The sequence below is a fragment of the Halomonas mongoliensis genome, from assembly GCF_052496345.1.
The window spans coordinates 2,237,354-2,260,852 of the sequence record NZ_CP199288.1 but is presented as its reverse complement, the minus strand read 5'-3'; the positions used below and the strand labels follow the sequence as shown (position 1 = coordinate 2,260,852).

Below are 23,499 nucleotides of genomic sequence, written 5' to 3'. Positions count from 1 at the left end.
CCGTGCCATCACCCCTCGATAATTCCCGTGCATCCATGCAATGCAGCATGCTTTATCTCCTTGTTACCCCTTTTAGGGTCCAGCTTCAAGTCCATCAGGCTTCGGCCAGGGCCGCCGCCTCCTCCACATCCACCGAGACCAGGCGCGATACCCCCGGCTCCTGCATGGTGACACCCATCAGCCGATCACCCGCTTCCATGGCGATCTTGTTGTGGGTGATATAGATGAACTGGACGCTTTCCGACATCTCCTTCACCAGCTTCGCATAGCGGCCCACGTTGGCATCATCCAGCGGCGCATCCACCTCGTCCAGCATGCAGAAGGGCGCCGGGTTGAGCTGGAAGATGGCAAATACCAGCGACAGGGCGGTCAGCGCCTTTTCTCCCCCCGAGAGCAGGTGGATGGTGCTGTTCTTCTTGCCCGGTGGCCTCGCCATGATCGCCACCCCGGTCTCCAGCAAATCCTCGCCGGTGAGCGTCAGCCATGCGGTTCCACCACCGAAGACTCGGGGGAAAAGCGACTGCAGGCCGGCGTTGACCCGCTCGAAGGTGTCGCGGAAGCGGGCCCGGGTTTCCTGGTCGATGCGCCGGATGGCGCGGTCCAGAGTCTCCAGCGCCTCGCTGAGCTCGGCGTGCTGGGCCTCCAGGTAGTCGCGACGCTCGGCCTGCTGGTCATACTCCTCGATGGCCGCCAGGTTGATGGCGCCCAGGCGCCGGATGCGCTCCCCAAGCTCCTCGAGCCGGGTCTGCCAGGCGGATTCGGTGGCGTTGGGGTCGAGCCCCTCGGCTAGGGTATGCTCGTCATGGCCGAGCTCGCGAAGCTGCTCATCCTGGGTCTCGGCCTTGAGGCGCAGCGCCTGCACCTGCAGGCGCGCCTCCTGGAGGCGCTCCCGAATCCCCTCCAGGCCCCGCTCATGGCCCTGTCGGGCCAGCTCATCCTCGCGCAGCCGCTCGACCAGCTCGGCGGCCCGGGCGCGCACCGCGTTAAGGGTGCGCTCCTCGCGCTCCCGGCGGTCGAGCAGCTCGTCGAGACGCTCCCGCCGCTCCTCACCGGGCTCACGCAGCAGCTCGCGCTCCTCCTCGAGCTCCTCCAGTCGCCCGCTCAACCGCTCGCGGGCCTCGCCGGCCCGGCCACGCTGCTCATCCAGGCCGCCGCGCTCGGTGGCGAGGCGCTCCTGCTCCAGGGCCAGGCGCTGCAGCTGCTCGGCCAGGGGGCGCTGACGGCTGCGCAGCGAGGCGAGCCGCTCCCTGGCCGCCTGGCGCTCGCGCTCCAGTCGCTCCCGGCGCTCGGCGCCCTCCTCCAGGCTCACCATGGCCTGCTGCCAGTGCGCCCTGGCCTCCTCGATGGCGAGCCGGGTCTCCTCCCTCGCCTCGGCCAGGCCGGCCAGCTCCTCGGCGAGCTCGGCGGCGCGCCCTTCGAGATGCTCCAGCCGGCTGGCCAGGCCGCTCTGCTGAACGGCCAGCTGCTGACGCCGCTGATCCAGGTCGCGCTCCTGGAGACGACACCCTTCCAGCTCGGCCTCGGCATGAGACACCGTCTCGGCGGCCGCCGCCAGGCGCTGCTCCTGCTCGGCCAGGCGCACCTCGACCTCGGCGAGAGCCGCCTGGACCTCGGCCTGACGACGCCGGCTCACCAGCAGCGCATCCGGGCCATCGCCCTGGCCGCGGTGGCGTACCCATCCCCGGCCCAGCCAGAGGCCGTCGGGGGTGAGCAGGCTCTCGCCGGGCGCCAGGCCATCCCGGGCAGCCCAGGCCGCCTCTCGGCTCTCGACGCAGCGAATGGGTGCCAGCCACTGGGCCGCGGCCCCCGCTCCCTTGACCCTGGCGGCCAGGCTGTTGCCGTCGGGGCGAGAGTCATCGCCCCCCGCCTCGACCAGGCCCAGCTCGGCCGGGGCGGGCGCCGCCTGGACCCGCTCATCCTCGGAAACCAGCCGGGCCCGCAGCCAGGGCGCCAGCACCCAGGAAACGGCGGCCTCCCAGCCCGACTCCACGTCGAGACACTCACCCAGCCGGGGCGCCTCGGCCAGCCCCAGCTCGCCCAGGTAGGCCTCCAGCGCCTGGTCGTGGTCGGCCAGGCCGGCCTGGATCAGCGCCTCCAGGGAGGCCATCTCACCGGCGAGCTCGCTGCGCCGCTGGCGGTCGACCTCCCGGGCCTGCTCCGCGATCCGAGCCGCCTCGCGGGCTTCGTCCCGGGAGAGCGTCAGCGCCCCGCGGCGCTCATCGAGGCCCTCACGCTCCAGCTCCAGCTCGGCCAGACGCTCGGCGACCTCGCCGCGCTGCTCGGCCAGCAGGGCGATATCGGGCAGCTCCTCCTGCTGCTGGCGGCGGCGCGCCTCGTCGGCGGCAAGCCGCTCCAGGCGGGACTCCAGCTCGCGCAGGCGGTCCTGGCTGCGTTCGGCATCCCGGCTGGCGCTGCGCCACCGCTCGCTGAAGGCCTCCCAGGCCGCATCGGCCTCCTCGGCCTCGGGCTCGGCCTCCTCCAGGGCGGCCTCCAGCTCCTCGAGCTCCTCCGCCACCACCTCGCGCTCCGGCACGAGCGCCTCCAGGCGCGCCTCCAGACGCGCCAGCCGCTCGCCGTCGTCCTCGCCCAGCCGGTCGAGCTCCTCGAGCTCCCGACGGGCGGCCTCGAGGTCCCGGGCCAGCTGGGCATCACGGCTGCGCGCGTGCTCCAGGTCCTGCTCGAGGCGGGCGATGGCGGTGGTGGTCTCGAAGAAACGGGCCTGCTCGGCGTCGAGCTCCACGGCCAGGCGATCATGGTCGGCCCTGGCCTCCTCGAGGCGGGTCTCGCACTGGCGCAGCCCCAGCACCTCGCGCTCCACCGCGGTCTCCAGCTCCCGGACCCGGCTCTCCTCCTCGCCCTGGCTGGCGCGCAGAGCTCGGGCACGCAGCAGCGCCAGCTCACCCTTGAGCCGGTACTCCTCGTTCTTGAGGGTCTGATAGCGACGGGCCGCCTCCGCCTGGCGCCGGAGGCGCTCGAGCTGCTTGTCGAGCTCCTCGCGAATATCCTCCAGACGCTCCAGGTTCTCCTGGGTGCGGCGCATGCGGTTCTCGGTCTCCCGGCGGCGCTCCTTGTAGCGGGAGATGCCGGCGGCCTCCTCCAGGGTGGCACGCAGCTCCTCGGGGCGGGCCTCGATGAGCCGCGAGATCATGCCCTGGCCGATGATGGCGTAGGAGCGCGGGCCCAGGCCGGTCCCCAGAAAGAGGTCGGCGATATCCCGACGGCGACACTTCTGGCCGTTGAAGAAATAGCTGGACTGCGCCTCCCGCGTGACCAGGCGCTTGACCGCGATCTCGGCGTACTGGGCATAGGGGCCGCCCAGGGTGCCGTCGCGGTTGTCGAAGAGCAGCTCGATGGAGGCCTGCCCCACCGGCTTGCGACCGGTGGAGCCGTTGAAGATGACGTCGGTCATCGACTCGCCGCGCAGGGTCTTGGCGGAGGACTCCCCCATGACCCAGCGCACCGCGTCGATGATATTGGACTTGCCGCAGCCGTTGGGCCCGACGATGGCGGTCATATTGCCCTCGAAGGGCACCGTGACCGGGTCGACGAAGGACTTGAAGCCGACCAGGCGTATCGACTTGAGACGCATCAGCGCCTAACCGTCGGCGTCATTCGAAGACACGGTCGACCACCACCTCGACGGGGTCACCGTCGGTGGCACCCACCGGCACCCCCTCCAGGTCACCGAAGAGGTCGCCGGCCTGGGGCGTGGCATCGCCGCTGGCCGAGACGCGCACCATCAGGCGCGCCTCTCGCACCTGGGCCAGGCTCGCCTCGGGCGACATGGCGTTGCGCTCATCGAGCACGACCTCGACGGGCAGCTCCTCGGCACGGAACTGGGCCACGGCCAGGGGCGGCAGTTCGCCCTCCAGGTCCCGGGCCACCACGAAGACCGTGGCCTCGTCGCCCAGGCGTCCCTGGAGGGCCTCATCGAGGCGCACCCGCACGTGAATACCGGCGCCCTGGGCCTCGCCCATCACCGGCTCGGCGTCCGGCGTCACCCCCAGGCGCTCCTGGGCGATGCGGATGCCTTCGCGCAGCGCCTCGCCGGAGCCGGGGTCGGTCATGCCGGCAATGGCGCGCCGCCAGTAGTCGATGGCCGCCTCGTAGTTGCCGCGGTCGAAGGACTCGATGCCGAGCACGCCCAGCACCGTGGGCTGGCTGGAGTCCAGCGCCAGGGTCTCGTCCACCAGCGCCTGGACCCGGGAAGTGAGCTGGCGGTCGGCCACGAAGAACTCGATCTGGGCCAGGTTGCCGAGCAGCGAGGGGTGGCGTCCCTCGATCTCGATCAGCCGCTCCAGGGCGTTGATAGCCTGGGGGCCCTGCCCCATGTCGCGATAGAGCGGGAAGAGCGAGGCCCAGACATTGGGGTTGCCGGGCTGACGAGCCGCCTGCTCCTCCAGGCGCTCGACCATCATCGCCAGGGAGCCCTCGGGGTGGTTCTGCACCTCCTCCTGCACCGCCAGCAGCGCGAGGTCGCCCTCGGCGCCCTCCCGCTGGTACCAGAGCACGCTGGCGGCCACCACCAGCACCATCACCACCGGCACGACGACCCGGCCGGAGGCAGACGCCTTGAGCGGCGCACGCTCCAGGCTCTCGGTATCCTCCAGCAGGCTGCGCTCGAGTTCGAGGCGATCCTCCTCGTAGCGGGCCTGGTCGATATCGCCGCGCTCGAGGGCCGCCTCCAGGGAGGAGAGGCGGCGCTGGAAGATCGCCACGTTCTGCTCGGCGGTGCGATCGCTGGCCTCGTAGTCGCGCTGGGCATCGTGCAGCGCACGGGCGCGGCGCAGCGGCGCCACCAGCAGCCACAGGGCGGGCAGCAGCAGAAGGGCGAAGGCAATCCATAACAGAGTCATTCGGTTCTCTCGCGGTTGATCAGGGCTTGGAGGCGAGCACGCTCCTCCTCGGAGAGCGCCTGGGCGGAAGCGGTCTTGCGCGACCTCACGATCAGGACCACCACAATGGCCCCCAGCACCACCAGACCGGCCGGCAGCCCCCAGAGCAGGAAGGTACGACCCTCGAGCCTCGGGTTGTAGAGGATATAGTCGCCGAAGCGCTGCACCATATGGTCGCGAATCTCGATATCGGAGACGCCCTCCTGCAGCAGCAGGTAGATCCGGTCACGCATGTCGGCGGAGACCGGCGCATCGGAGTCGTTGATCGCCTGGTTCTCGCAGGTGGGGCAGCGCATCGAGGCGGTCAGGCTGCGGTAGCGCTGCTCCATGACCGGGTCGTCGAACTCGCGCACCTCGATGCCGGCCGCCTGGACCGTGCCGGCCACCAGCAGCAGGACGAGGGTCGTCAGCAGGGTTCGTATCAGCGCCATTTCTCCACCTCCGGCAGTATCTTGTCACGCACCTCGCCCGGCGAGATGTAGCCGACGTGGTGGTAGCGGATCACCCCGTCGGCATCCACCAGGAAGGACTCCGGGGCGCCGAATACGCCGAGCTCGAAGCCCAGCTCGTTATCCGGGTCGAAGACATTGATCTCGAAGGGGTTGCCGAACTCCTCGAGGAAGCCGAGCCCCTTCTCGCGGGTGTCCTTCCAGCTGATGCCCACCATGCGCACGCCGTGGTGGTGGGCCAGGTCGAGCAGCTGCGGCATCTCGCGCTTGCACTCCGGGCACCACTCGCCCCAGACGTTGACCAGGGTCAGCTCGCCGGTGGTGAAGAGCGAGCGGTCGACCCGGCGCTCCGGGTCCTCCAGGGTCGCCAGGTCGAACTCCGGGAAGTCGCGCGCCATCAGCGCCGACTCCCGGTGGAAGGGGTTGAGCGACAGCCCCTGGTAGAGGAACAGCGACAGCGCCAGGAAGCCGATCAGCGGCAGCAGCAGCAGCAGGCGGCGCTTCATGCGGCCGCCTCCTTGCCCTTGCCGGAGGCGGCCTGGAGAGCGGCCTCCTCGGGGTCAGGCGCCGTGGCCATGCGGCGGTAGCGCTTGTCGTAGACGGCCAGCACGCCGCCGATGGACATCAGCAGGCCGCCGAGCCACATCCAGCGCACGAAGGGCTTGTACTGGACGCGCATGGCCCAGGTGCCGTCACCCAGATCCTCCCCCATGGCGACGTAGAGGTCGCGGAAGAAACCGGGGCGCAGCGCCACCTGGGTCATCGGCATGCCGGTGGCGATATAGAGCCGCTTCTCCGGGTTCATGGTGAAGCTGCGCTCACGATCGCCGCGCTGGACCTCGATCACCGCCCGGTCGGCCAGGAAGTTGGCACCGCGGCGGCTGGTCAGCTCGGTCATGGTGAAGGTGTAGCCGGCCACCTCCACGCTGGAGCCCGGCCCCATGCGCACGTTGCGCTCGATCTCGTAGTTGGAGACGATCGCGATCCCGACGATGGTCACCGCCACGCCCAGGTGGCCAAGCTGCATGCCCCAGTAGGCCAGGGATAGCTTCTTGAGCCCTGCGCCGATGGAGCTGGCGTGACGCGTCTTGTCGTAGAGATCACGCAGCATGGGCAGCACGATCCACAGCGCGGCGATCAGGCCGATGGCCACCGGCGCGCTCCAGCGCTCGGCGAAGATCAGCGGCAGCGCCGCGCCCAGGACCACGGACACCGCCGCGGCGACCCACAGCCGCTGGACCAGCAGGCTGGCCGAGGTGTCCTTCCAGCGCGAGATCGGCCCCATGCCCATGAAGACCACCATGATCAGGGTCAGCGGCACGAAGAGCGCATTGAAGTAGGGGGGCCCCACGCTGATCTTGCCCAGGTCCAGGGCATCGAGCAGCAGCGGATAGACGGTGCCCATCAGCACGGTGACCGTCATGATCACCAGCATGATGTTGTTGATCAGCAGCAGCGCATCCCGGGAGAGCCAGGTGAAGCCCACCTTGTGGCTGACCCGCGGGGCACGCAGGGCGAAGATCAGCAGCGACAGGCCGACGGTGATCCCCAGCAGAACCAGGATGAAGAAGCCCCGGGAGGGGTCGTTGGCGAAGGCGTGCACCGAGGTCAGCACCCCGGAGCGCACCAGGAAGGTGCCAAGCAGCGACAGCGAGAAGGTGGAGATCGCCAGCAGCAGGGTCCAGCTCTTGAAGGCGCCGCGCTTCTCGGTCACCGCCAGGGAGTGCATCAGGGCGGTGCCGGTCAGCCAGGGCAGCAGGGAGGCGTTCTCCACCGGGTCCCAGAACCACCAGCCGCCCCAGCCTAGCTCGTAGTAGGCCCACCAGCTGCCAAGCGCGATCCCCACGGTGAGAAAGGCCCAGGCCAGGTTGGTCCAGGGACGCGCCCAGCGCGCCCAGGCGGCGTCCAGGCGACCGCCCAGCAGGGCGGCGATGGCGAAGGCGAAGACCACCGAGAAGCCCACATAGCCCATGTAGAGCATCGGCGGGTGAAGGATCAGGCCGATATCCTGGAGCAGCGGGTTGAGGTCCGAGCCGTCCGCCGGCATGTGGGGCAGGATCCGCTCGAAGGGATTGGAGGTGACCAGGATGAAGAGCAGGAAGCCCACGCAGACCAGGCCCAGCACGCCCAGCACCCGGGCGACCATGTCGCGGGGCAGCTCCCGGGAGTAGCGGGCGGCGAAGTAGCCCCAGCCGGCCAGCATCAGGCTCCACAGCAGCACCGAGCCCTCATGGTTGCCCCACACCGCGCTGAACTTGTAGTACCAGGGCAGCATGGAGTTGGAGTTGTTGGCAACGTTCATGACGCTGAAGTCGTCCAGCATGTAGCTGGCCGTCAGGCAGGCGTAGGCGATGGCCACGAACAGGAACTGCCCGGCTGCCATGGGCCGGGCATAGGCCATCCACAGCGGGCGGCGGGTCGCCGCGCCGGCCAGGGGCATCACCGACTGCACGATGGCCATCAGCAGGGCGATGACCAGGGCAAAGTGGCCGATTTCGGGAATCATCCTGATAAGCATGGGGTCTCCGGTTCAGTACGCGCTGCTGCTGGCGCCATTGGAGGCGCTGGCCTCCGCACGCTTGGCCGCCGCTTCAGCCTTCTGCTGGAAGTCCTCGGGCTTGTAGCCGGCATCTACCAGCGCCTGAGCCACCTCGGGGGGCATGTAGTTCTCGTCGTGGCGCGCCAGCACCTGGTCGGCCTTGAGGTAGCCGTCGTGCTGCAGCTGGCCGACCACCACCACGCCCTGCCCTTCCCGGAACAGGTCGGGGAGGATGCCGCTGTAGTGGACGCGCAGGTCGTCGACGTAGTCGGTCACGTAGAACTCCACGTCCAGGCTGTCGGGGTTACGCACTACCGTCCCCTCCTTGACCATCCCGCCGGCCCGGATCTGTCGCTCGAAGGGCGCCTCGCCGGCGGCAATCTGGATGGGGCTGAAGAAGAGGTTGATGTTGGCACGCAGGGCATAGAGGGTCAGCCCCACGGCAATGGACGCCAGGACGAGCAGCCCCAGGATCACGTAGAGCTTCTGCTTGCGCTTTTGGGTCAGGCTAAGAGTCATGATGATTACCACCCACTTGATGTGAAACCTCGGCCATGCCGCCCCGCTCCGCCCCGAGGCGCTCCTCGCGACGCACCCGGCGCTGCAGGTTGCGCAGCAGCAGGCGCCGCTCGGCGCGGGCGTGCAGGACGATGACGATCAGCAGCCCGGCGGTCACGCCCCAGGCGGCCCAGACATAGGGGGCGTGCCCCCCCATGGCGAAAAACTCGTTCAGCGATTCGAAGGCCATCAGCGTTCCTCCGCGGCCAGGTCACGTACCCAGCGCTTGCTGGACTCGCGGCGCAGGATCTCGCTGCGGGTGCGCATCAGCGTCAAGGCAATGAAGAAACTGTAGAAGCCCAGCACCATGATCAGCAGCGGCGCCCACATCTCGGTGGGCATGGCCACGCGCCCGGTGATGGTGAAGGTGGCCGGCTGGTGCAGGGTGTACCACCAGTCCACCGAGTACTTGATGATCGGGATATTGATCACCCCCACCATGGCCAGCACCGAGGCGGCCCGGGAGGCGCTGTCGCGGCTCGTGAAGGCGCCGCGCAGGGCGATCACGCCCAGATAGAGAAACAGCAGGATCAGCATCGAGGTGAGCCGCGCATCCCACATCCACCAGGTGCCCCAGGTGGGCACTCCCCAGACCGCCCCGGAGAAGAGCGACACGAAGGTCATGGCCGCCCCCAGGGGCGCCATCATGGCGGCGGCCATGTCGGCCACCTTGATCTTCCAGACCATGTAGACCAGGCCGCACACCGCCATGCTGACGAAGATCGACTGGGCCAGGAAGGCCGACGGTACGTGGACGTAGATGATGCGGAAGCTGTTGCCTTGCTGATAGTCGGCGGGGGCAAAGGCGAGGCCCCAGACCGTACCGACCAGGATCAGGGTCGCCGCGGCGACCCAGAAGAACGGCTGCAACCTGGCACCGATGGCGTAGAACCACTTGGGGGAACGCAGCTTGTTAATGAAGGCCCACATGCCTCACCTCTCAACCGTTGATACTGATACGCAGCGATGCCGCCATGGCCCAGGGCGCCAGCATCAGCGCCAGGGCCAGCAGGGCACCCAGAATGGCCAGATGGGCCGCGACCCCGTCGCCGAGGATGGCCGCCTGTACCGCACCGGCACCGAAGATCAGCACCGGAATATAGAGCGGCAGCACCAGCAGCGACAGCAGCACGCCACCCCGGGAGAGTCCCACGGTGAGCGCTGCGCCGATGGCGCCGATCAGGCTCAGGCTGGCGGTGCCGAGTGCCAGCGAAACCGCCAGCGTCAGGTAGCTGCCGGCGGGCAGCGACAGCATGATCCCGAGGACAGGAGCCATCAGCGCCAGGGGCAGGCCGGTCAGCAGCCAGTGCACCGCCACCTTGGCCAGCGCCAGCATGGAGAGCGGCTGCGGCGTCAGCAGCAGCTGCTCCAGGGAGCCGTCGTCGTAGTCGCCGCGAAACAGGCTGTCCAGGGAGAGCAGCGCCGCCAGCAGCGCGGCAACCCACAGCAGGCCGGGGGCGATGGTGGCCAGCAGTTCCGGGTCCGGCGAGATACCGATCGGGAACAGGGTGATCACCAGCGCGAAGAAGACCAGCGGGTTGAGCACTTCGCTGCGCCGGCGCATCAGCAGCACCAGATCACGCTTGAGCGTTGCCCAGAGTGCGACCGCAAGGCCCGCGCCGGGTTCCCCGGTCGCCTCGACGGGGGTGCGGCTTTCTGTCGCAGGCGAGGGTGCGTTAGTGCCTGGCATGCTGCTGCCCTCCCCTGCCCAGGCGAATACGCCGCAGCTCGGCGGTGTCGCGCAGCTCGTGGTGAGTGGTCACCAGCACGCAGCCGCCGGCGCGGGCGTGAATCACCAGCCGCTCTTCCAGCGCCGCCACCCCGTCGCGGTCGATGGCGGTGAAGGGCTCGTCGAGCACCCACAGCGGCCGCGGCGTCAGTTCCAGACGGGCCAGTGCCACCCGGCGCTGCTGGCCGGCGGAGAGCTGCCCTGCGGGCACGTCCTCGAAGCCCACCAGGCCGACGGACTCCAGTGCCGCCAGGCGCGCCGCCTCATTGCTGCGCGCCCCGGCCAGCGCCTGGTACCAGGCCAGGTTCTCCAGGGGCGTCAGCGCCGCCTTCACCCCCGGCGCGTGCCCCAGATAGAGCAGGCTCTCGAGAAAGGCCTGCCGCGCCTCACGCATGGGCGCGCCATTCCAGTAAAGCTCCCCCTGGTAGTCGGCCAGCTGGCCGGACAGGATCTTCAGCAGCGTGGTCTTGCCGCTGCCGTTGGGCCCCTCGATGCGCACGATCTCGCCGGCGCGAATGTCCAGGTCGAGATCCTCGAAGAGCCAGCGATCATCCCGTTCACAGGCCAGTTTTCGGGCTTGCAGGCTCAGGCTCAAGGCACACTCCGTGCATGGGTAATTTGGCTCGAGACTCTACACGGAAAGCCGTTTTCCTGCCAGAAGAGCGGCTGCGTCAGCCAGTCGCGGTTGACCGGCGTCAAGCCTTCCGTCGCTAGGCGAATTTCGCCCCCCCTTGCGAACTGACCCGTCGCTGCTATGCTGTCCATGTACTGTATATCTCGACAGTATCCAGCCCGAGAGGCTGCCGACAGGAGACCCACACCATGCCCGCGAGCCCTACCCGCTTCCTGCTTCGCCGCCCCAACCTGCCCCTGGCCGAGGCCTGGGCCCTCCTCGACGACCCCGAGCCGGCAGGCACGCCCCTCGTCGAGATCCCCCTGCTCGGCAGCGTCTCGGCGGGGCTGCCCATTGAAGCCTGCGCCGACACCTCCACCATCCGGGTGCCCAGCTGCATGGTGCGCCGCAACACCTATGCCCTGAGAGTGCGCGGCAACTCCATGATCGATTGCAACATCTTCGACGGCGATGTGATCATTATCGAGCGCCAGGAGAGCGCCGAGAACGGCGAAACCGCCGTCGTGATGATCAACGACCAGGAGGTTACCCTGAAGAAGCTCTATATCGACCGCGCCGGCGTGCGCCTGCAGCCGGCCAACGAGCGCATGGCCCCCATCTTCCTGAAGAACAGCGACATCCAGGTGCTGGGGCTGGTCATGGGCGTCGTCCGCCAGGACGAGCTGGCCGCCTGATGCGCTACCCCGTCCCCGACCTGGCCGCCGGCCAGCGGCAGGAGAGCGAGATCGAGGTGGAGAAGAGCCGCTTCATCACCTGGCTCTGCCATGCCCCCGCGCCCCACGCCTTCGAAGCGCTGCTGGCCGAGGCCCGCCGCCTCCACCCGGGCGCCAGCCACCACTGCAGCGCCTTTATCGCCGGCCCGCCGGGGGAGCAGAACGCCATCGGCTTCTCCGACGACGGCGAGCCCGGCGGCACCGCCGGGCGCCCCATGTACCAGGCCCTGGAGGGCTCCGGCCTCGGCCAGGTAGGCTGCGTGGTCACCCGCTACTTCGGCGGCACCAAGCTGGGTACCGGCGGGCTCGCCCGGGCCTACGCCCAGGCCGTGCTCCACGGCCTGGAGGGCCTGCCGCGCCGCGAGGTGGTGGAGCGCCAACCGCTGCGCCTCGCCGTGGAGTTCGCCGGCGAGGCCGAGGCCCGGGCCTGGCTGGCCGCCCAAGGCATCCCGGTGGAGGCCGCCGACTACGCCGCCGAGGGGGTCATCCTCACCGCCGGCTGGCCAAGCGACACCCCCGTCGACCTCGGCGAACTCGAATCACGACTGCGCGGCAGGCTGACCCTGCTCGAGAGCTGAACCAGCGGCAGGCCGGTTCGGCGGCGGTCCTGAAACGCAGCAGGGGCGCTCCGAAGAGCGCCCCTGCCGTGGAGGATGGCAAGCAACCGGTCAGCCCAGGTACTTGATCATCACCCCCGCCGCCACCGCCGAGCCGATGACGCCGGCCACGTTGGGCCCCATGGCGTGCATCAGCAGGAAGTTATGCGGGTTGGACTCCAGCCCCACCTTGTTGGCCACCCGGGCCGCCATGGGCACCGCGGAAACCCCGGCGGCGCCGATCAGCGGGTTGATCGGCATCTTGCTCACCGCGTTCATCACCTTGGCCATGATGATGCCGGCGGCGGTGCCGATGGCGAAGGCCACCATGCCCAGGGCCATGATCCCCAGGGTCTCCACGGCCAGGAAGCTCTCGGCCATCAGCCGCGAGCCCACGGCCAGGCCCAGCACGATGGTGACGATGTTGATCAGGGCGTTCTGGGCGGTGTCGGTGAGGCGCTCGACCACGCCGCACTCGCGCATCAGGTTGCCGAAGCAGAACATCCCCAGCAGCGGCGCCGCATCGGGCAGGAAGAGCGCCACCAGCATCAGCAGGGCCAGCGGGAAGACGATCTTCTCCAGCTTCGACACCGGACGCAGCTGGGTCATGGTGATCTCACGCTCGCGCTTGGTGGTGAGCAGGCGCATGATCGGCGGCTGGATCATGGGCACTAGCGCCATGTAGGCGTAGGCGGCCACGGCGATCGCCCCCAGCAGCTCCGGCGCCAGCACGCTCGACACATAGATCGAGGTGGGCCCGTCGGCGCCGCCGATGATGCCGATGGCAGCGGCCTGCTCGATGGAGAAGTCCATCCAGCCCATGGCCGACATGCCCACCGCACCGAAGACGGTGGCGAAAATGCCGAACTGGGCCGCCGCCCCCAGGAAGAGGGTGCGCGGATTGGCCAGCAGCGGCCCGAAGTCGGTCATCGCCCCCACGCCCATGAAGATCAGCAGCGGGGCAATGCCGGAGGCCACGGCCACCTGGTAGAAGGTATAGAGCAGGCCGTCGCCGTAGCCGACGTTCATGGCCACGTCCTTGGCGGCGCGCAGCTGGTCCGGCGAGGCGCCGTTGTCGACCAGCGCCTTGAGGGTGGCACGCCACGCCTCCTCGCCGGCCAGCGGATCCAGGGTGGCCCCCAGGGCCGCCGCCATCTGGTGGAGCACCGCCGGGCGCGCCACCTCGATGGCCTGGTCCAGGGCCGAAATGGCCAGGCCCGCCTCGGGAATGTTGGCCAGGATCCCGCCGAAGCCGATCGGCACCAGCAGGAGCGGCTCGAACTTCTTGGCGATGGCCAGGTAGAGCAGCACCAGCCCCACCAGGATCATCACCGTCTGGCCGAGGGTCAGGTTATAGGCGCCCGAGCCCTCCCAGAGGGTCAGTAGATTCTCCATGACCGGCCTCTCAGAGCTCGATGAGTACGTCGCCGACGGCGACGCTGTCGCCCTCGCTGACCTTGACGGCGGAGACGGTGCCGGCACTCGCGGCGCGCACCTCGGTCTCCATCTTCATGGCTTCCAGAATGATCACCACGTCACCCTCCTTGACCGCGTCGCCCGGGCGCACGTTGACCTTGAAGATATTGCCGGCCAGGGGGGCGGCGATGGTCTCGCCGGTGGCCGCCGGTGCGGCCTCGGCGGCGGGCTGGGCCGCCTGCTCCTTGACGTCGGCGATCTCGCCACCCTCGGCAACCTCGACCACATAGGCCTTGCCGTTGACCTTGACGGTGTAGGTCTCGGGGCCAGCGGACGCGCCCTGAACGGCCGGCGCCTTGGCGGCGGCTCCGCCCTTCGGCGCGGCGGCCGGCAGCTTGGCGTCGGGCGCCTGGGGCGCCGGCTCGAAGGCGTCCGGGTTGTCGCGGTTCTTGAGGAACTTCAGGCCGATCTGCGGGAAGAGCGCATAGGTAAGGACGTCGTCGATCTCACGCTCGCCCTCGGCCAGGCGAATACCATCGGCCTTGGCCTTCTCCTTGAGCTCGGCGGCCAGCCTGTCCATCTCGGCCTCCAGCAGGTCGGCGGGGCGGCAGGTGATCGGCTCGCCGCCCTCCAGCACCCGGGCCTGCAGCTCCTTGTTGAGCTCGGCCGGGGCGGCACCGTACTCGCCCTTGAGCAGCGCCTGGACCTCCTTGGAGATGGACTTGTAGCGCTCCCCCATCATCACGTTCATCACCGCCTGGGTGCCGACGATCTGGGAGGTCGGGGTGACCAGCGGGATAAAGCCCAGGTCCTCACGCACCTTGGGAATTTCGGCCAGGACATCGTCGAGCTTGTCGCCGGCGCCCTGCTCCTTGAGCTGGTTTTCCATGTTGGTCAGCATGCCACCGGGCACCTGGGCCACCAGGATGCGGGAGTCGATGCCCTTCAGCGAGCCCTCGAAGGCGGCGTACTTCTTGCGCACCTCGCGGAAATAGGCGGCGATCTCCTCGAGCAGCTCGAGATCCAGGCCGGTATCGCGCTCGGTGCCCTGGAGGATGGCCACCACCGACTCGGTGGGGCTGTGGCCATAGGTCATGGACATGGAGGAGATGGCGGTGTCGACGTTGTCGATGCCGGCCTCGGCGGCCTTGACGATGGTGGAGGTGGAGAGGCCGGTGGTGGCGTGGCACTGCATATGGATCGGGATGTCCACGGCCTTCTTGAGCTTGGTGACCAGCTCGAAGGCGTCATAGGGCTTGAGCAGGCCGGCCATGTCCTTGATGCAGAGCGAATCGGCGCCCATGGCGGCGATGGTCTTGCCGAGCTCGACCCAGCCGTCCAGGGTGTGCACCGGGCTCACGGTATAGGAGAGCGTGCCCTGGGCGTGACCCTCGACGTTGCGCACCGCCTGGATGGCGCGCTCCAGGTTGCGGGGGTCGTTCATGGCATCGAAGACCCGGAAGACGTCGACGCCGTTGGTCTTGGCCCGCTCCACGAACTTGTCCACCACGTCGTCGGCGTAGTGGCGATAGCCCAGCAGGTTCTGGCCGCGCAGCAGCATCTGCTGGGGGGTGTTGGGCATGGCCGCCTTGAGCTCGCGGATGCGCTCCCAGGGATCCTCGCCCAGGTAGCGGATACAGGAATCGAAGGTGGCGCCCCCCCAGGACTCCAGCGACCAGAAGCCGACGCGATCGAGCTTTTCGGCGATGGGCAGCATGTCATCCAGGCGCAGACGGGTGGCGAACAGCGACTGGTGGGCGTCACGCAGGACGACGTCGGTGATACCGAGCGGGCGAGCGTTGTCAGTCATGGGTTTGACCTTGTGATAATCAGTAGGTGATAGGAAGGGTGGAAAAGGGGGTTAGCGGCGATGGCGCTGGCGATAGCGGTGCAGGGCGGCACCGATCACGGCCATCAGCTCGTCATCCTGGCGAGCGGGCACCGGCGCGGAGGGGGAGGCAGCGGGCTTGGCAGGCTCGGGGGCGAAGCGCCGCAGGATCAGCGACATCAGGGTGACGGTAATCACCAGGACGGTAAGAAAAACAAAAACAAAGCCCATGCCGAGCCCCATCAGGGCCAGGCCTTCCTCCAGCAGCTCGAAATCCTGCATGCGGTGCCTCCATATGATCTTCAGCAACCATGCGGCGATCACTCATCAACATGGCGCCTTGCGCAATTTTTCTGATGCTATAACCTGCCAGATTGTCGACAAAATGCAATGGGGACATGGTGGAAGTCAGAGTTGTTAATTTACTACAAGAGGCGCCAGGCAGGCTCGGACTGGCCCCCATGGAAGGGGTCATCGATGCCCACACCCGGGCCCTGCTGACCCGCGAGCCGGGCTTCGACTGGACGGTCACCGAGTTCGTGCGCGTCGTGGATGCACGCCTGCCGCCCCGGGTCTTTCACAAGCACTGCCCGGAGCTTCTCGCCCCCGCCCTGACCACCCCCAGCGGCGTGCCGGTGCACCTGCAGCTGCTGGGCTCGGACCCCGAGGCGCTGGCCGCCAACGCGACCCAGGCCCTGACGCTCGGCGCCACCAGCATCGACCTCAACTTCGGCTGCCCCGCCAAGCTGGTCAACCGCCACGACGGCGGCGCCTCGCTGCTGCGCGACCCGGCTCGAGTCCGTCGCGTGGTGGCGGCGGTGCACGGCGCCGTGGGCGATGCCATCCCGGTCACGGCCAAGATCCGCCTGGGCTTCGCCGATCGCCGCCTGGCGCTGGCCTGCGCCCTGGCGGCCCAGGCCGGCGGCGCCCGCCAGCTGGTCGTGCACGCTCGCACCCGCAACGAAGGATACCGCCCCCCGGCCCACTGGGAGTGGATCGGACGCATCCGCTCTCGCCTTGCGATCCCCGTGGTGGCCAACGGCGATATCTGGAGCCTGGAGGACTACTGGCGCGCGCGCACCCTGTCAGGCTGCCGCGACGTGATGATCGGCCGCGGCGCCCTGGCCGACCCCTGGCTGGCGCCCCGCATCCGCCACTGGCAGAACACCGGCGAGCGCCTGCCGGAGACTCCCTGGGCGGCACGGGCCGAGATCCTGGGGCGTTTCGCCGAACGGCAGCGTAGCACGCTACCACCCCGCGTGGTCGCCTCCCTGATCAAGCAGTGGCTCAACCATATGCGCGCCCGCGACGCCGAGTCCGCACGCCGCTTCGAGGCGCTCAAGCGCATCAACGACCTGGATGCCCTGCTGGCGGGGCTGGCAGTGCCGGAAGGGGGCACAGAGGCAGCGGCGGAGGCATAAAAAAGAGGCGCACGTCGCAACGGCGACGGCGCCTCAAACGATCGCGAGGCCTGGCTGGGCCCCGGCTAGTAGAAAGGAGAGCGGAGAGTCCTGCGAAAGCAGAAGACCCGCCCTCGAAGAGGGCGGGTCTGAATCTGGCGCGCCCGGGAGGATTCGAACCTCCGACCACCTGATTCGTAGTCAGGTACTCTATCCAGCTGAGCTACGGGCGCGTAGTGCGATGATTAGCGTGATCGCCATCACGTATGACTGTTCTGAAGTGGCGCGCCCGGGAGGATTCGAACCTCCGACCACCTGATTCGTAGTCAGGTACTCTATCCAGCTGAGCTACGGGCGCACTTTCTTCAAGAGTGTTGACCAGACGATCCCGGCTTTTGGCTGAGGATCATGGCGGAGAGGGAGGGATTCGAACCCTCGATGAGGCTATAAACCCCATACTCCCTTAGCAGGGGAGCGCCTTCAGCCACTCGGCCACCTCTCCCTCATCAACACGGCGCATATCGTACCGTTTCCCAAGCGCCTTGTCCAGCGACGTTCGCCTCTTTTTTCCCGAGGCGAGCCAGAAGGCTCGCTACTCCTCCCGGCCCGGGAGCTCGTCATCGGCCTTCTCGCGCTGGATACGCTGATAGATCTCTTCACGATGCACGGCGACGTCCTTGGGTGCATTGACACCGATCCGGACCTGGTTCCCCTTGACGCCCAGCACCGTCACGGTGATGTCGTCTCCGATCATCAGGGTCTCGCCGACTCGGCGGGTCAGGATGAGCATGGCTGATCTCCTTCTCAGGCTTTAATGGAACTGTGTAGCAACGGGATATTCGCCGCGGGCGGGCGCGTCGCCTCATTATGTGCCACGACGTCTTCCGTGACCAATTCAGCAGCCGATGACACCTGACCTCCCCGTTGAAGGGAAGCCCGGTGACGGGCTCCCCTGTCAGCGTAGAAGGTGTCAGCCGCTCGGGACACGCTTATTCGCTCTCGATATCGCTCTTGTCGAGACCGAAGGCGGTATGCAGGGCGCGAACGGCGAGCTCCATCTGCTTCTCGTCGATCACCACGGAGATCTTGATCTCGGAGGTGGAGACCATGCGGATATTGATGGACTCGTCGGCCAGCACCCGGAACATCTTGGAGGCCACGCCGGCGTGGGAGCGCATGCCGACACCCACCAGGGAGACCTTGGCGATATTGTCGTCGCCGCGCACCTCGCCGCCGCCCAGATCGGGAATCACCTCCTCCTCGAGGATCTTGAGGGTCTTCTTGTAGTCCCCCTTGGCCACGGTGAAGGTGAAGTCGGTGTAGTCACCGGCCGGCGCCACGTTCTGGACGATCATGTCCACTTCGATATTGGCATCGGCGATGGGGCCCAGGATCCGCGAGGCCACGCCCGGCACGTCCGGAGTGTTGAGCAGGGTCAGCTTGGCCTCATTGGCGGTAAAGGCGATACCGGAGATCAGCGGTTCTTCCATGGAGTCCTCGTCTTTGTCGGAGTCTGCAACGATCAGGGTGCCGGGGCCGTCCTCGAAGCTCGAGACGACGCGCAGCGGCACGTTGTACTTGCCGGCGAATTCCACGGCGCGAATCTGCAGCACCTTGGAGCCGAGGCTGGCCAGCTCCAGCATCTCCTCCACGGTGATGGTCTCGAGGCGCTTGGCCTTGCTGCAGACCCGCGGGTCGGTGGTGTAGACGCCGTCCACGTCGGTGTAGATCTGGCACTCATCGGCCTTCAGGGCCGCCGCCAGGGCCACCCCGGTGGTGTCGGAGCCGCCGCGGCCCAGGGTGGTGATGTTGCCCTCTTCATCCACGCCCTGGAAGCCGGCGACCACCACCACTTTGCCCTCGTCGAGATCGCCCTGGATCTCGTCGGTCTCGATACGCTGGATGCGCGCCTTGGTATGGGAGCTGTCGGTGAGGATGCCCACCTGGGAGCCGGTGTAGGAGGTCGCGGGCACGCCCAGCTTGTGCAGCGCCATGGCCAGCAGGGAGATGGTCACCTGCTCGCCGGTGGAGACCAGCATGTCCATCTCGCGGGGGGTCGGCTCGTCGTTGATCTCGTTGGCCAGGCCGATCAGGCGGTTGGTCTCGCCGCTCATGGCGGAGAGCACGACCACGACCTGGTCGCCGTTGTCGCGAAAGCCCTTGACCTTCTCGGCCACGGCCTTGATGCGCTCCACGGAGCCCACCGAGGTGCCGCCGAATTTCTGTACGTATAGTGCCATCTGCGATTTTTCCCTCGTGAGTCGGGCGCGTACGCCCGTATGAGTGAAAGGTGACTCTCTACGAACAGGGCCGGCGCCCTGCGGCGACCGGCCCTGCAACATCTCTTACGCGAGGCGCTCCTCGACCCAGGCGGGAACGCTCTCCAGGGCCCCCGGCAGGGCCGCCACGTCGCTCCCCCCGGCCTGAGCCATGTCGGCGCGGCCGCCGCCCTTGCCGCCGACCTGACCGGCCACGTGATTGACCAGCTCGCCGGCCTTGACCCGACCGGTAAGGTCGTCGGTGACCCCGGCGATCAGGCTCACCTTGCCGGCGGCCTGGTCGGCCACGCCGAGCACGATGATGCCGGAGCCCAGCTTGTTCTTGAGCTGGTCGAGCATGCCGCGCAGCTCCTTGCCGGAGACCCCCTCCAGGCGGGTGGCCAGCACCTTGACCCCGGCCACCTCGGCCGCCTGGCTCAGCATGTCGCTGCCGGCGGCGCTGGCCAACTTGGCCTTGAGGCGTTCGAGCTCCTTCTCCAGGGCGCGGTTGCGCTCCACCAGGGAGTCGACGCGCTCCTCGACCTGCTCCGGCTTGGCCTTGAGGCGCTCGCCGATGCGGTTGAGCCGGGACTCCTGCTCACGGAACCAGGCCAGGGCCCCCTCCCCGGTGATCGCCTCGATCCGGCGCACGCCAGCGGCCGTTCCCTGCTCGCTGACGATATGGAAGCAGCCGATATCACCGCTGCGCGCCACGTGGGTGCCGCCGCACAGCTCGATGGAGAAGTCGTCGGCGCCGATGGTCAGCACCCGCACGCTGTCGGCGTACTTGGCCTCGAAGAGCGCCGCGGCCCCCTTGGCCTTGGCCTGCTCCAGGGTCATCTGCTCAACCCTGGTCGGCGCGTTGGCAAGAATCTGCTCGTTGACCAGACGCTCCACCTCGGCGAGCTGCTCGGGGGTCACGGCCTCGAAGTGGCTGAAGTCGAAGCGCAGGCGCTCCGGGGTCACCAGCGAGCCCTTCTGGGCCACGTGGTCGCCCAATACCAGGCGCAGCGCCTTGTGCATCAGGTGGGTGGCGGAGTGGTTGCGGATGGTGGCCCCGCGCAGCTCGGCGTTGACCTGGGGGCGCACCTCGTCGCCCACGGCCAGTTCGCCCTCCAGCAGCACGCCGTGGTGCAGGTGGTGGCCGCCCTGCTTCTGGGTATCGGTGACCAGGAAGCGGCCGCCGCCCTCCAGGTGCAGGTAGCCGGTGTCCCCCACCTGGCCGCCGGACTCGCCGTAGAAGGGGGTGCGGTCCAGCACCACCAGGCCGCGCTGCTCGGGCTCGAGGCCCTCCAGGGGGCTGCCCTCGCGGTCGACGATGGCGGTCACCCGGGCGCCGTCCTCCAGGCGGTCGTAGCCGGTGAAGGTGGTCTCGCCCTCCAGGTCCAGCGCCGCGCCATAGTCGGCACCGAACTGGCTGGCGGCCCGGGCCCGCTCGCGCTGGGCCTCCAGGGCCCGCTTGAAGCCGATCTCGTCCAGGGTCACGCCGCGCTCGCGGCAGACATCGGCGGTGAGGTCGTAGGGGAAGCCGTAGGTGTCGTAGAGCTTGAACACCGTCTCGCCGGGGAGCACCTCGCCGTCGAGGTCGGCCAGGGCCTCCTCGAGCAGGCCCATGCCGTGCTCCAGGGTGCGAGCGAACTGCTCCTCCTCCTTGAGCAGCACCCGTTCGATCTGGTGGCGGCCATTGCGCAGCTCGGGATAGGCGTCGCCCATCTCGGCGTCGAGCGCCCCCACCAGCTTGTGGAAGAAGCTGCCCTTGGCGCCCAGCTTGTGGCCGTGACGGATGGCGCGGCGGATGATCCGGCGCAGCACATAGCCGCGCCCCTCGTTGGAGGGCAGCACGCCGTCGGCGACCAGGAAGGCGCAGGAGCGGATATGGTCGGCAATGACCCGCAGGGAGGGGTTGCGGGTGTCCTCATGGCCGGTATGCCGCGCCGCCGAGGCCAGCAGGTTCTGGAAGAGGTCGATCTCGTAGTTGGAGTGCACACCCTGCATCACCGCGGCGATGCGTTCCAGGCCCATGCCGGTATCGATGGAGGGCTTGGGCAGCGGGTGCAGGGTGCCCTCGGCGTCACGCTCGTACTGCATGAACACCAGGTTCCAGATCTCGATATAGCGGTCGCCGTCCTCCTCGGGGCTGCCGGGAGGCCCGCCCCACACCTCGGGTCCGTGATCAAAGAAGATCTCGGAGCTGGGGCCGCAGGGGCCGGTATCGCCCATCTGCCAGAAGTTGTCCTCGTCGAGCTTGGAGAAGCGCTCGGGGTCGATGCCGACCTCCTCCTTCCAGATCTTCTCGGCCTCGTCATCGCTGACGTGGACCGTCACCCACAGCTTCTCCTTGGGCAGCCCCAGGGTCTCGGTGAGGAAGGTCCAGGCGAAACGGATGGCGTCGCGCTTGAAGTAGTCGCCGAAGCTGAAGTTGCCCAGCATCTCGAAGAAGGTGTGGTGGCGGGCGGTATAGCCGACGTTGTCCAGATCGTTGTGCTTGCCGCCGGCGCGCACGCAGCGCTGGGAGGAGGTCGCCCGCACGTAGGGGCGCGGATCGCGTCCCAGGAAGACGTCCTTGAAGGGCACCATGCCGGCGTTGGTGAACAGCAGGGTCGGGTCGTTGTCCGGTACCAGGGAGCTGGAGGGCACGACGGTATGGCCGTGCTCCTCGAAGAAACTCAGAAAGGCCTGTCTGATGTCTGCGCTTTTCATGGGGTATCCGTGGCGATGAACAGGGTGACCCGGCGGGCGACGCTGGCTCGAGGCGGACGCCGCGACGCGCCGACAACGGGCGTTTCGCGGGGCCGCGGGCTGCCACCCGGGGCGTTCGCAAAGGGAGCCATTATAGCGCAGTTGTCAAGGGACTGAAGGGGCGTCCTCGTCCCAGGCGTGATCCAGGGCGTGGCGCACCTGTTCGAAATCGAAGCCGCGACCTGCCAGAAAGCGCTCGCGGCGGGCGCGTTCGCGGGGGGAATCGCCGGGGCCGGAGAAGCGCCGACGAAGGGTCTCGCAGGCCAGGGCGAACCAGTCGACCCCACCCTGCCCCTCCTGTTCGCTGAAGGCGCTGCGCACCAGCTCGCGGTCGATGCCGCGCCGCGAGAGCTCGACGCGAATCTTCAGCGGCCCCTGGCCGCGCAGGATGCGCGAGCGCAGGAAGCTCTCGGTAAAGCGCGTATCGGACTGCAGCCCCTCATCGGCCAGGGCGTCGAGACACTCGGCCACGGCGGCCGAGTCATGCCCCTTCGCCGTTAGCCGACCCTCCAGCTCGGCGCGGGAGTACTCGCGCCGAGCCAGCAGGCGGATGGCGTCGTCACGTGGCGTGGCGTCGGAATCGGCCGGGGCGAACATGGCTTAGAGCAGGTCGTCCTCGCGGCTGGCCTGGGCAGCCTCAGGCGCCTCGGCTTCCTCCTTCGGGGCCGGAGCGGCGAGCAGCTGGCCGCGAATCCCGCTCTCGATCTCCTCCATAACGGCCGGGTTGTCCTCGAGGAACTGGGCGGCGTTGGCCTTGCCCTGGCCGATCTTGTTGCCCTGGTAGCTGTACCAGGCACCGGCCTTGTCGATCAGGCTGCACTGCACCCCGAGATCGATCACCTCGCCGGCATGGTAGATGCCCTTGCCGTAGAGGATCTGGAACTCGGCCTGGCGGAAGGGCGGCGCCACCTTGTTCTTGACCACCTTGACCCGGGTCTCGTTGCCGGTGACCTCGTCGCCCTGCTTCACCGAGCCGGTGCGGCGAATGTCGAGGCGCACGCTGGCGTAGAACTTGAGGGCGTTGCCGCCGGTGGTGGTCTCGGGGCTGCCGAACATCACGCCGATCTTCATGCGGATCTGGTTGATGAAGACCACCAGGCAGTTGGCGTTCTTGATGTGACCGGTAATCTTGCGCAGGGCCTGGGACATCAGGCGGGCCTGCAGGCCGACGTGGGAGTCGCCCATCTCGCCCTCGATCTCGGCCCGGGGAGTGAGCGCCGCCACCGAGTCGATGATGATGACGTCGACGCCGCCGGAGCGCACCAGCATGTCGCAGATCTCGAGGGCCTGCTCGCCGGTGTCCGGCTGGGAGACCAGCAGGTCGTCGAGGTTGACGCCGAGCTTCTCGGCGTAGCTCGGGTCCAGGGCGTGCTCGGCGTCGATGAAGGCGCACACCTTGCCCTGCTTCTGGGCCTCGGCGATCACCGAGAGGGTCAGGGTGGTCTTGCCAGAGGATTCCGGCCCGAAGATCTCTACCACGCGGCCGTAGGGCAGGCCGCCGATCCCCAGCGCGATATCGAGGCCCAGGGAGCCGGTGGAGACCGCCGGCATGGCCACCCGGGGCGTATCGCCGAGGCGCATCACGGTCCCCTTGCCGAACTGGCGCTCGATCTGGGAAAGCGCGGCGTTCAACGCCTTGGAGCGGTTGTCATCCTGAGCCATCACGGGCCTCCTGATCAGGTCGTCGAGTGTCTTGGTACTGTATGACTGCACAGTAGTATGGCGAAAAACGCCGGCGGCGGCCA

21 protein-coding genes and 3 tRNA genes are annotated in these 23,499 nt (G+C 68.2%); 3 read left to right on the top strand and 21 right to left on the bottom strand.

The annotated features are described in order from the left end of the window. Nucleotides 1-94 precede the first annotated feature (94 nt). The 10 genes from smc to ccmA are packed head-to-tail and all read right to left on the bottom strand — an operon-like array spanning nucleotide 95 to nucleotide 10,765. Entirely contained in the window at nucleotides 95-3,589 is a 3,495-nt protein-coding gene (smc, locus tag ACRYRV_RS10690) for a chromosome segregation protein SMC (protein ID WP_444985179.1), read from the bottom strand. 19 nt (nucleotides 3,590-3,608) lie between these two features. Further along, nucleotides 3,609-4,856 carry a c-type cytochrome biogenesis protein CcmI gene (ccmI, locus tag ACRYRV_RS10685; RefSeq protein ID WP_253445822.1) on the bottom strand — a complete coding sequence of 416 codons (1,248 nt, stop codon included), beginning with the start codon at nucleotides 4,854-4,856 and terminating at the stop codon, nucleotides 3,609-3,611. Next, nucleotides 4,853-5,326, bottom strand: a complete 474-nt coding sequence (locus ACRYRV_RS10680; protein WP_253445825.1) for a cytochrome c-type biogenesis protein — start codon at nucleotides 5,324-5,326, stop codon at nucleotides 4,853-4,855. The genes ccmI and ACRYRV_RS10680 overlap by 4 nt, the downstream gene beginning before the upstream one ends. Next, a complete protein-coding gene (locus ACRYRV_RS10675) occupies nucleotides 5,317-5,850 on the bottom strand; it encodes a DsbE family thiol:disulfide interchange protein (protein ID WP_253445828.1) in 534 nt (177 codons plus the stop codon). The genes ACRYRV_RS10680 and ACRYRV_RS10675 overlap by 10 nt, the downstream gene beginning before the upstream one ends. After that, the gene (locus ACRYRV_RS10670; protein ID WP_444985180.1) at nucleotides 5,847-7,862 is read right to left on the bottom strand and encodes a heme lyase CcmF/NrfE family subunit; all 2,016 of its coding nucleotides are present in this window, start codon (nucleotides 7,860-7,862) and stop codon (nucleotides 5,847-5,849) included. Before ACRYRV_RS10670 ends, ACRYRV_RS10675 begins: the two co-directional genes overlap by 4 nt. A gap of 12 nt (nucleotides 7,863-7,874) precedes the next feature. Further along, nucleotides 7,875-8,390 (bottom strand): cytochrome c maturation protein CcmE, encoded by a 516-nt coding sequence (ccmE, locus tag ACRYRV_RS10665; protein ID WP_253452263.1) that lies wholly within the window; start codon nucleotides 8,388-8,390, stop codon nucleotides 7,875-7,877. 1 nt (nucleotide 8,391) lies between these two features. Beyond that, entirely contained in the window at nucleotides 8,392-8,631 is a 240-nt protein-coding gene (gene ccmD / locus ACRYRV_RS10660) for a heme exporter protein CcmD (protein ID WP_444985181.1), read from the bottom strand. After that, on the bottom strand, nucleotides 8,631-9,371 hold the full coding sequence (locus tag ACRYRV_RS10655; protein WP_253445834.1) for a heme ABC transporter permease: 741 nt from the start codon (nucleotides 9,369-9,371) through the stop codon (nucleotides 8,631-8,633). Before ACRYRV_RS10655 ends, ccmD begins: the two co-directional genes overlap by 1 nt. A 10-nt stretch (nucleotides 9,372-9,381) precedes the next feature. Continuing rightward, complete coding sequence (gene ccmB / locus ACRYRV_RS10650; protein ID WP_253445837.1) at nucleotides 9,382-10,131, bottom strand: heme exporter protein CcmB; 750 nt, start codon at nucleotides 10,129-10,131, stop codon at nucleotides 9,382-9,384. Next, complete coding sequence (ccmA, locus tag ACRYRV_RS10645; RefSeq protein ID WP_444985182.1) at nucleotides 10,118-10,765, bottom strand: cytochrome c biogenesis heme-transporting ATPase CcmA; 648 nt, start codon at nucleotides 10,763-10,765, stop codon at nucleotides 10,118-10,120. The genes ccmB and ccmA overlap by 14 nt, the downstream gene beginning before the upstream one ends. 227 nt (nucleotides 10,766-10,992) lie before the next feature. Here ccmA and lexA point away from each other — a divergent pair, with 227 nt between their 5' ends. After that, nucleotides 10,993-11,478: a transcriptional repressor LexA gene (gene lexA / locus ACRYRV_RS10640; protein WP_253445843.1), complete on the top strand. Its 486-nt coding sequence runs from the start codon at nucleotides 10,993-10,995 to the stop codon at nucleotides 11,476-11,478. After that, nucleotides 11,478-12,095, top strand: coding sequence for an IMPACT family protein (locus ACRYRV_RS10635; protein WP_444985183.1), 618 nt, complete (start codon nucleotides 11,478-11,480; stop codon nucleotides 12,093-12,095). Before lexA ends, ACRYRV_RS10635 begins: the two co-directional genes overlap by 1 nt. 90 nt (nucleotides 12,096-12,185) lie before the next feature. Here the strand turns inward: ACRYRV_RS10635 and ACRYRV_RS10630 are convergent, their stop codons facing one another. The 3 genes from ACRYRV_RS10630 to ACRYRV_RS10620 are packed head-to-tail and all read right to left on the bottom strand — an operon-like array spanning nucleotide 12,186 to nucleotide 15,639. Further along, complete coding sequence (locus ACRYRV_RS10630; RefSeq protein ID WP_309635977.1) at nucleotides 12,186-13,508, bottom strand: sodium ion-translocating decarboxylase subunit beta; 1,323 nt, start codon at nucleotides 13,506-13,508, stop codon at nucleotides 12,186-12,188. Nucleotides 13,509-13,518: 10 nt separating this feature from the next. Continuing rightward, complete coding sequence (oadA, locus tag ACRYRV_RS10625; RefSeq protein WP_309635978.1) at nucleotides 13,519-15,339, bottom strand: sodium-extruding oxaloacetate decarboxylase subunit alpha; 1,821 nt, start codon at nucleotides 15,337-15,339, stop codon at nucleotides 13,519-13,521. 51 nt (nucleotides 15,340-15,390) lie between these two features. Then, the gene (locus ACRYRV_RS10620; protein ID WP_253445878.1) at nucleotides 15,391-15,639 is read right to left on the bottom strand and encodes an OadG family protein; all 249 of its coding nucleotides are present in this window, start codon (nucleotides 15,637-15,639) and stop codon (nucleotides 15,391-15,393) included. A gap of 179 nt (nucleotides 15,640-15,818) precedes the next feature. Between ACRYRV_RS10620 and ACRYRV_RS10615 the strand changes: the two genes are divergently transcribed. After that, nucleotides 15,819-16,778 carry a tRNA dihydrouridine synthase gene (locus ACRYRV_RS10615; protein ID WP_253445881.1) on the top strand — a complete coding sequence of 320 codons (960 nt, stop codon included), beginning with the start codon at nucleotides 15,819-15,821 and terminating at the stop codon, nucleotides 16,776-16,778. 135 nt (nucleotides 16,779-16,913) lie between these two features. On the opposite strand, the gene ACRYRV_RS10610 is transcribed toward ACRYRV_RS10615, so the two are convergent. From ACRYRV_RS10610 to recA, 8 genes are all read right to left on the bottom strand, one after another. Continuing rightward, nucleotides 16,914-16,990: transfer RNA gene (locus tag ACRYRV_RS10610), tRNA-Arg, on the bottom strand. A 48-nt stretch (nucleotides 16,991-17,038) separates the two neighbouring features. Continuing rightward, a tRNA-Arg gene (locus ACRYRV_RS10605) sits at nucleotides 17,039-17,115 on the bottom strand. 51 nt (nucleotides 17,116-17,166) lie between these two features. Continuing rightward, nucleotides 17,167-17,259, bottom strand: a tRNA-Ser gene (locus ACRYRV_RS10600). A gap of 90 nt (nucleotides 17,260-17,349) precedes the next feature. Continuing rightward, nucleotides 17,350-17,547: a carbon storage regulator CsrA gene (gene csrA / locus ACRYRV_RS10595; protein ID WP_253445884.1), complete on the bottom strand. Its 198-nt coding sequence runs from the start codon at nucleotides 17,545-17,547 to the stop codon at nucleotides 17,350-17,352. 199 nt (nucleotides 17,548-17,746) lie between these two features. Further along, the gene (locus ACRYRV_RS10590; RefSeq protein WP_253445887.1) at nucleotides 17,747-18,997 is read right to left on the bottom strand and encodes an aspartate kinase; all 1,251 of its coding nucleotides are present in this window, start codon (nucleotides 18,995-18,997) and stop codon (nucleotides 17,747-17,749) included. Between the two features lie 105 nt (nucleotides 18,998-19,102). Continuing rightward, a complete protein-coding gene (gene alaS / locus ACRYRV_RS10585) occupies nucleotides 19,103-21,715 on the bottom strand; it encodes an alanine--tRNA ligase (protein ID WP_253445890.1) in 2,613 nt (870 codons plus the stop codon). A gap of 144 nt (nucleotides 21,716-21,859) precedes the next feature. Continuing rightward, on the bottom strand, nucleotides 21,860-22,351 hold the full coding sequence (locus tag ACRYRV_RS10580; protein ID WP_444985184.1) for a regulatory protein RecX: 492 nt from the start codon (nucleotides 22,349-22,351) through the stop codon (nucleotides 21,860-21,862). A gap of 3 nt (nucleotides 22,352-22,354) precedes the next feature. Next, nucleotides 22,355-23,416 carry a recombinase RecA gene (gene recA / locus ACRYRV_RS10575; protein WP_253445896.1) on the bottom strand — a complete coding sequence of 354 codons (1,062 nt, stop codon included), beginning with the start codon at nucleotides 23,414-23,416 and terminating at the stop codon, nucleotides 22,355-22,357. Between the last annotated feature and the right edge of the window lie 83 nt (nucleotides 23,417-23,499).

Excerpts from the sequence above, each read along its gene's own strand:
- smc (WP_444985179.1), bottom strand. The coding sequence starts at position 3,589 with ATGCGTCTCAAGTCGATACGCCTGGTCGGCTTCAAGTCCTTCGTCGAC.
- ccmI (WP_253445822.1), bottom strand. The coding sequence starts at position 4,856 with ATGACTCTGTTATGGATTGCCTTCGCCCTTCTGCTGCTGCCCGCCCTG.
- ACRYRV_RS10680 (WP_253445825.1), bottom strand. The coding sequence starts at position 5,326 with ATGGCGCTGATACGAACCCTGCTGACGACCCTCGTCCTGCTGCTGGTG.
- ACRYRV_RS10675 (WP_253445828.1), bottom strand. The coding sequence starts at position 5,850 with ATGAAGCGCCGCCTGCTGCTGCTGCTGCCGCTGATCGGCTTCCTGGCG.
- ACRYRV_RS10670 (WP_444985180.1), bottom strand. The coding sequence starts at position 7,862 with ATGCTTATCAGGATGATTCCCGAAATCGGCCACTTTGCCCTGGTCATC.
- ccmD (WP_444985181.1), bottom strand. The coding sequence starts at position 8,631 with ATGGCCTTCGAATCGCTGAACGAGTTTTTCGCCATGGGGGGGCACGCC.
- ACRYRV_RS10655 (WP_253445834.1), bottom strand. The coding sequence starts at position 9,371 with ATGTGGGCCTTCATTAACAAGCTGCGTTCCCCCAAGTGGTTCTACGCC.
- ccmB (WP_253445837.1), bottom strand. The coding sequence starts at position 10,131 with ATGCCAGGCACTAACGCACCCTCGCCTGCGACAGAAAGCCGCACCCCC.
- lexA (WP_253445843.1), top strand. The coding sequence starts at position 10,993 with ATGCCCGCGAGCCCTACCCGCTTCCTGCTTCGCCGCCCCAACCTGCCC.
- ACRYRV_RS10635 (WP_444985183.1), top strand. The coding sequence starts at position 11,478 with ATGCGCTACCCCGTCCCCGACCTGGCCGCCGGCCAGCGGCAGGAGAGC.
- ACRYRV_RS10630 (WP_309635977.1), bottom strand. The coding sequence starts at position 13,508 with ATGGAGAATCTACTGACCCTCTGGGAGGGCTCGGGCGCCTATAACCTG.
- oadA (WP_309635978.1), bottom strand. The coding sequence starts at position 15,339 with ATGACTGACAACGCTCGCCCGCTCGGTATCACCGACGTCGTCCTGCGT.
- ACRYRV_RS10620 (WP_253445878.1), bottom strand. The coding sequence starts at position 15,639 with ATGCAGGATTTCGAGCTGCTGGAGGAAGGCCTGGCCCTGATGGGGCTC.
- ACRYRV_RS10615 (WP_253445881.1), top strand. The coding sequence starts at position 15,819 with ATGGAAGGGGTCATCGATGCCCACACCCGGGCCCTGCTGACCCGCGAG.
- csrA (WP_253445884.1), bottom strand. The coding sequence starts at position 17,547 with ATGCTCATCCTGACCCGCCGAGTCGGCGAGACCCTGATGATCGGAGAC.
- ACRYRV_RS10590 (WP_253445887.1), bottom strand. The coding sequence starts at position 18,997 with ATGGCACTATACGTACAGAAATTCGGCGGCACCTCGGTGGGCTCCGTG.
- alaS (WP_253445890.1), bottom strand. The coding sequence starts at position 21,715 with ATGAAAAGCGCAGACATCAGACAGGCCTTTCTGAGTTTCTTCGAGGAG.
- ACRYRV_RS10580 (WP_444985184.1), bottom strand. The coding sequence starts at position 22,351 with ATGTTCGCCCCGGCCGATTCCGACGCCACGCCACGTGACGACGCCATC.
- recA (WP_253445896.1), bottom strand. The coding sequence starts at position 23,416 with ATGGCTCAGGATGACAACCGCTCCAAGGCGTTGAACGCCGCGCTTTCC.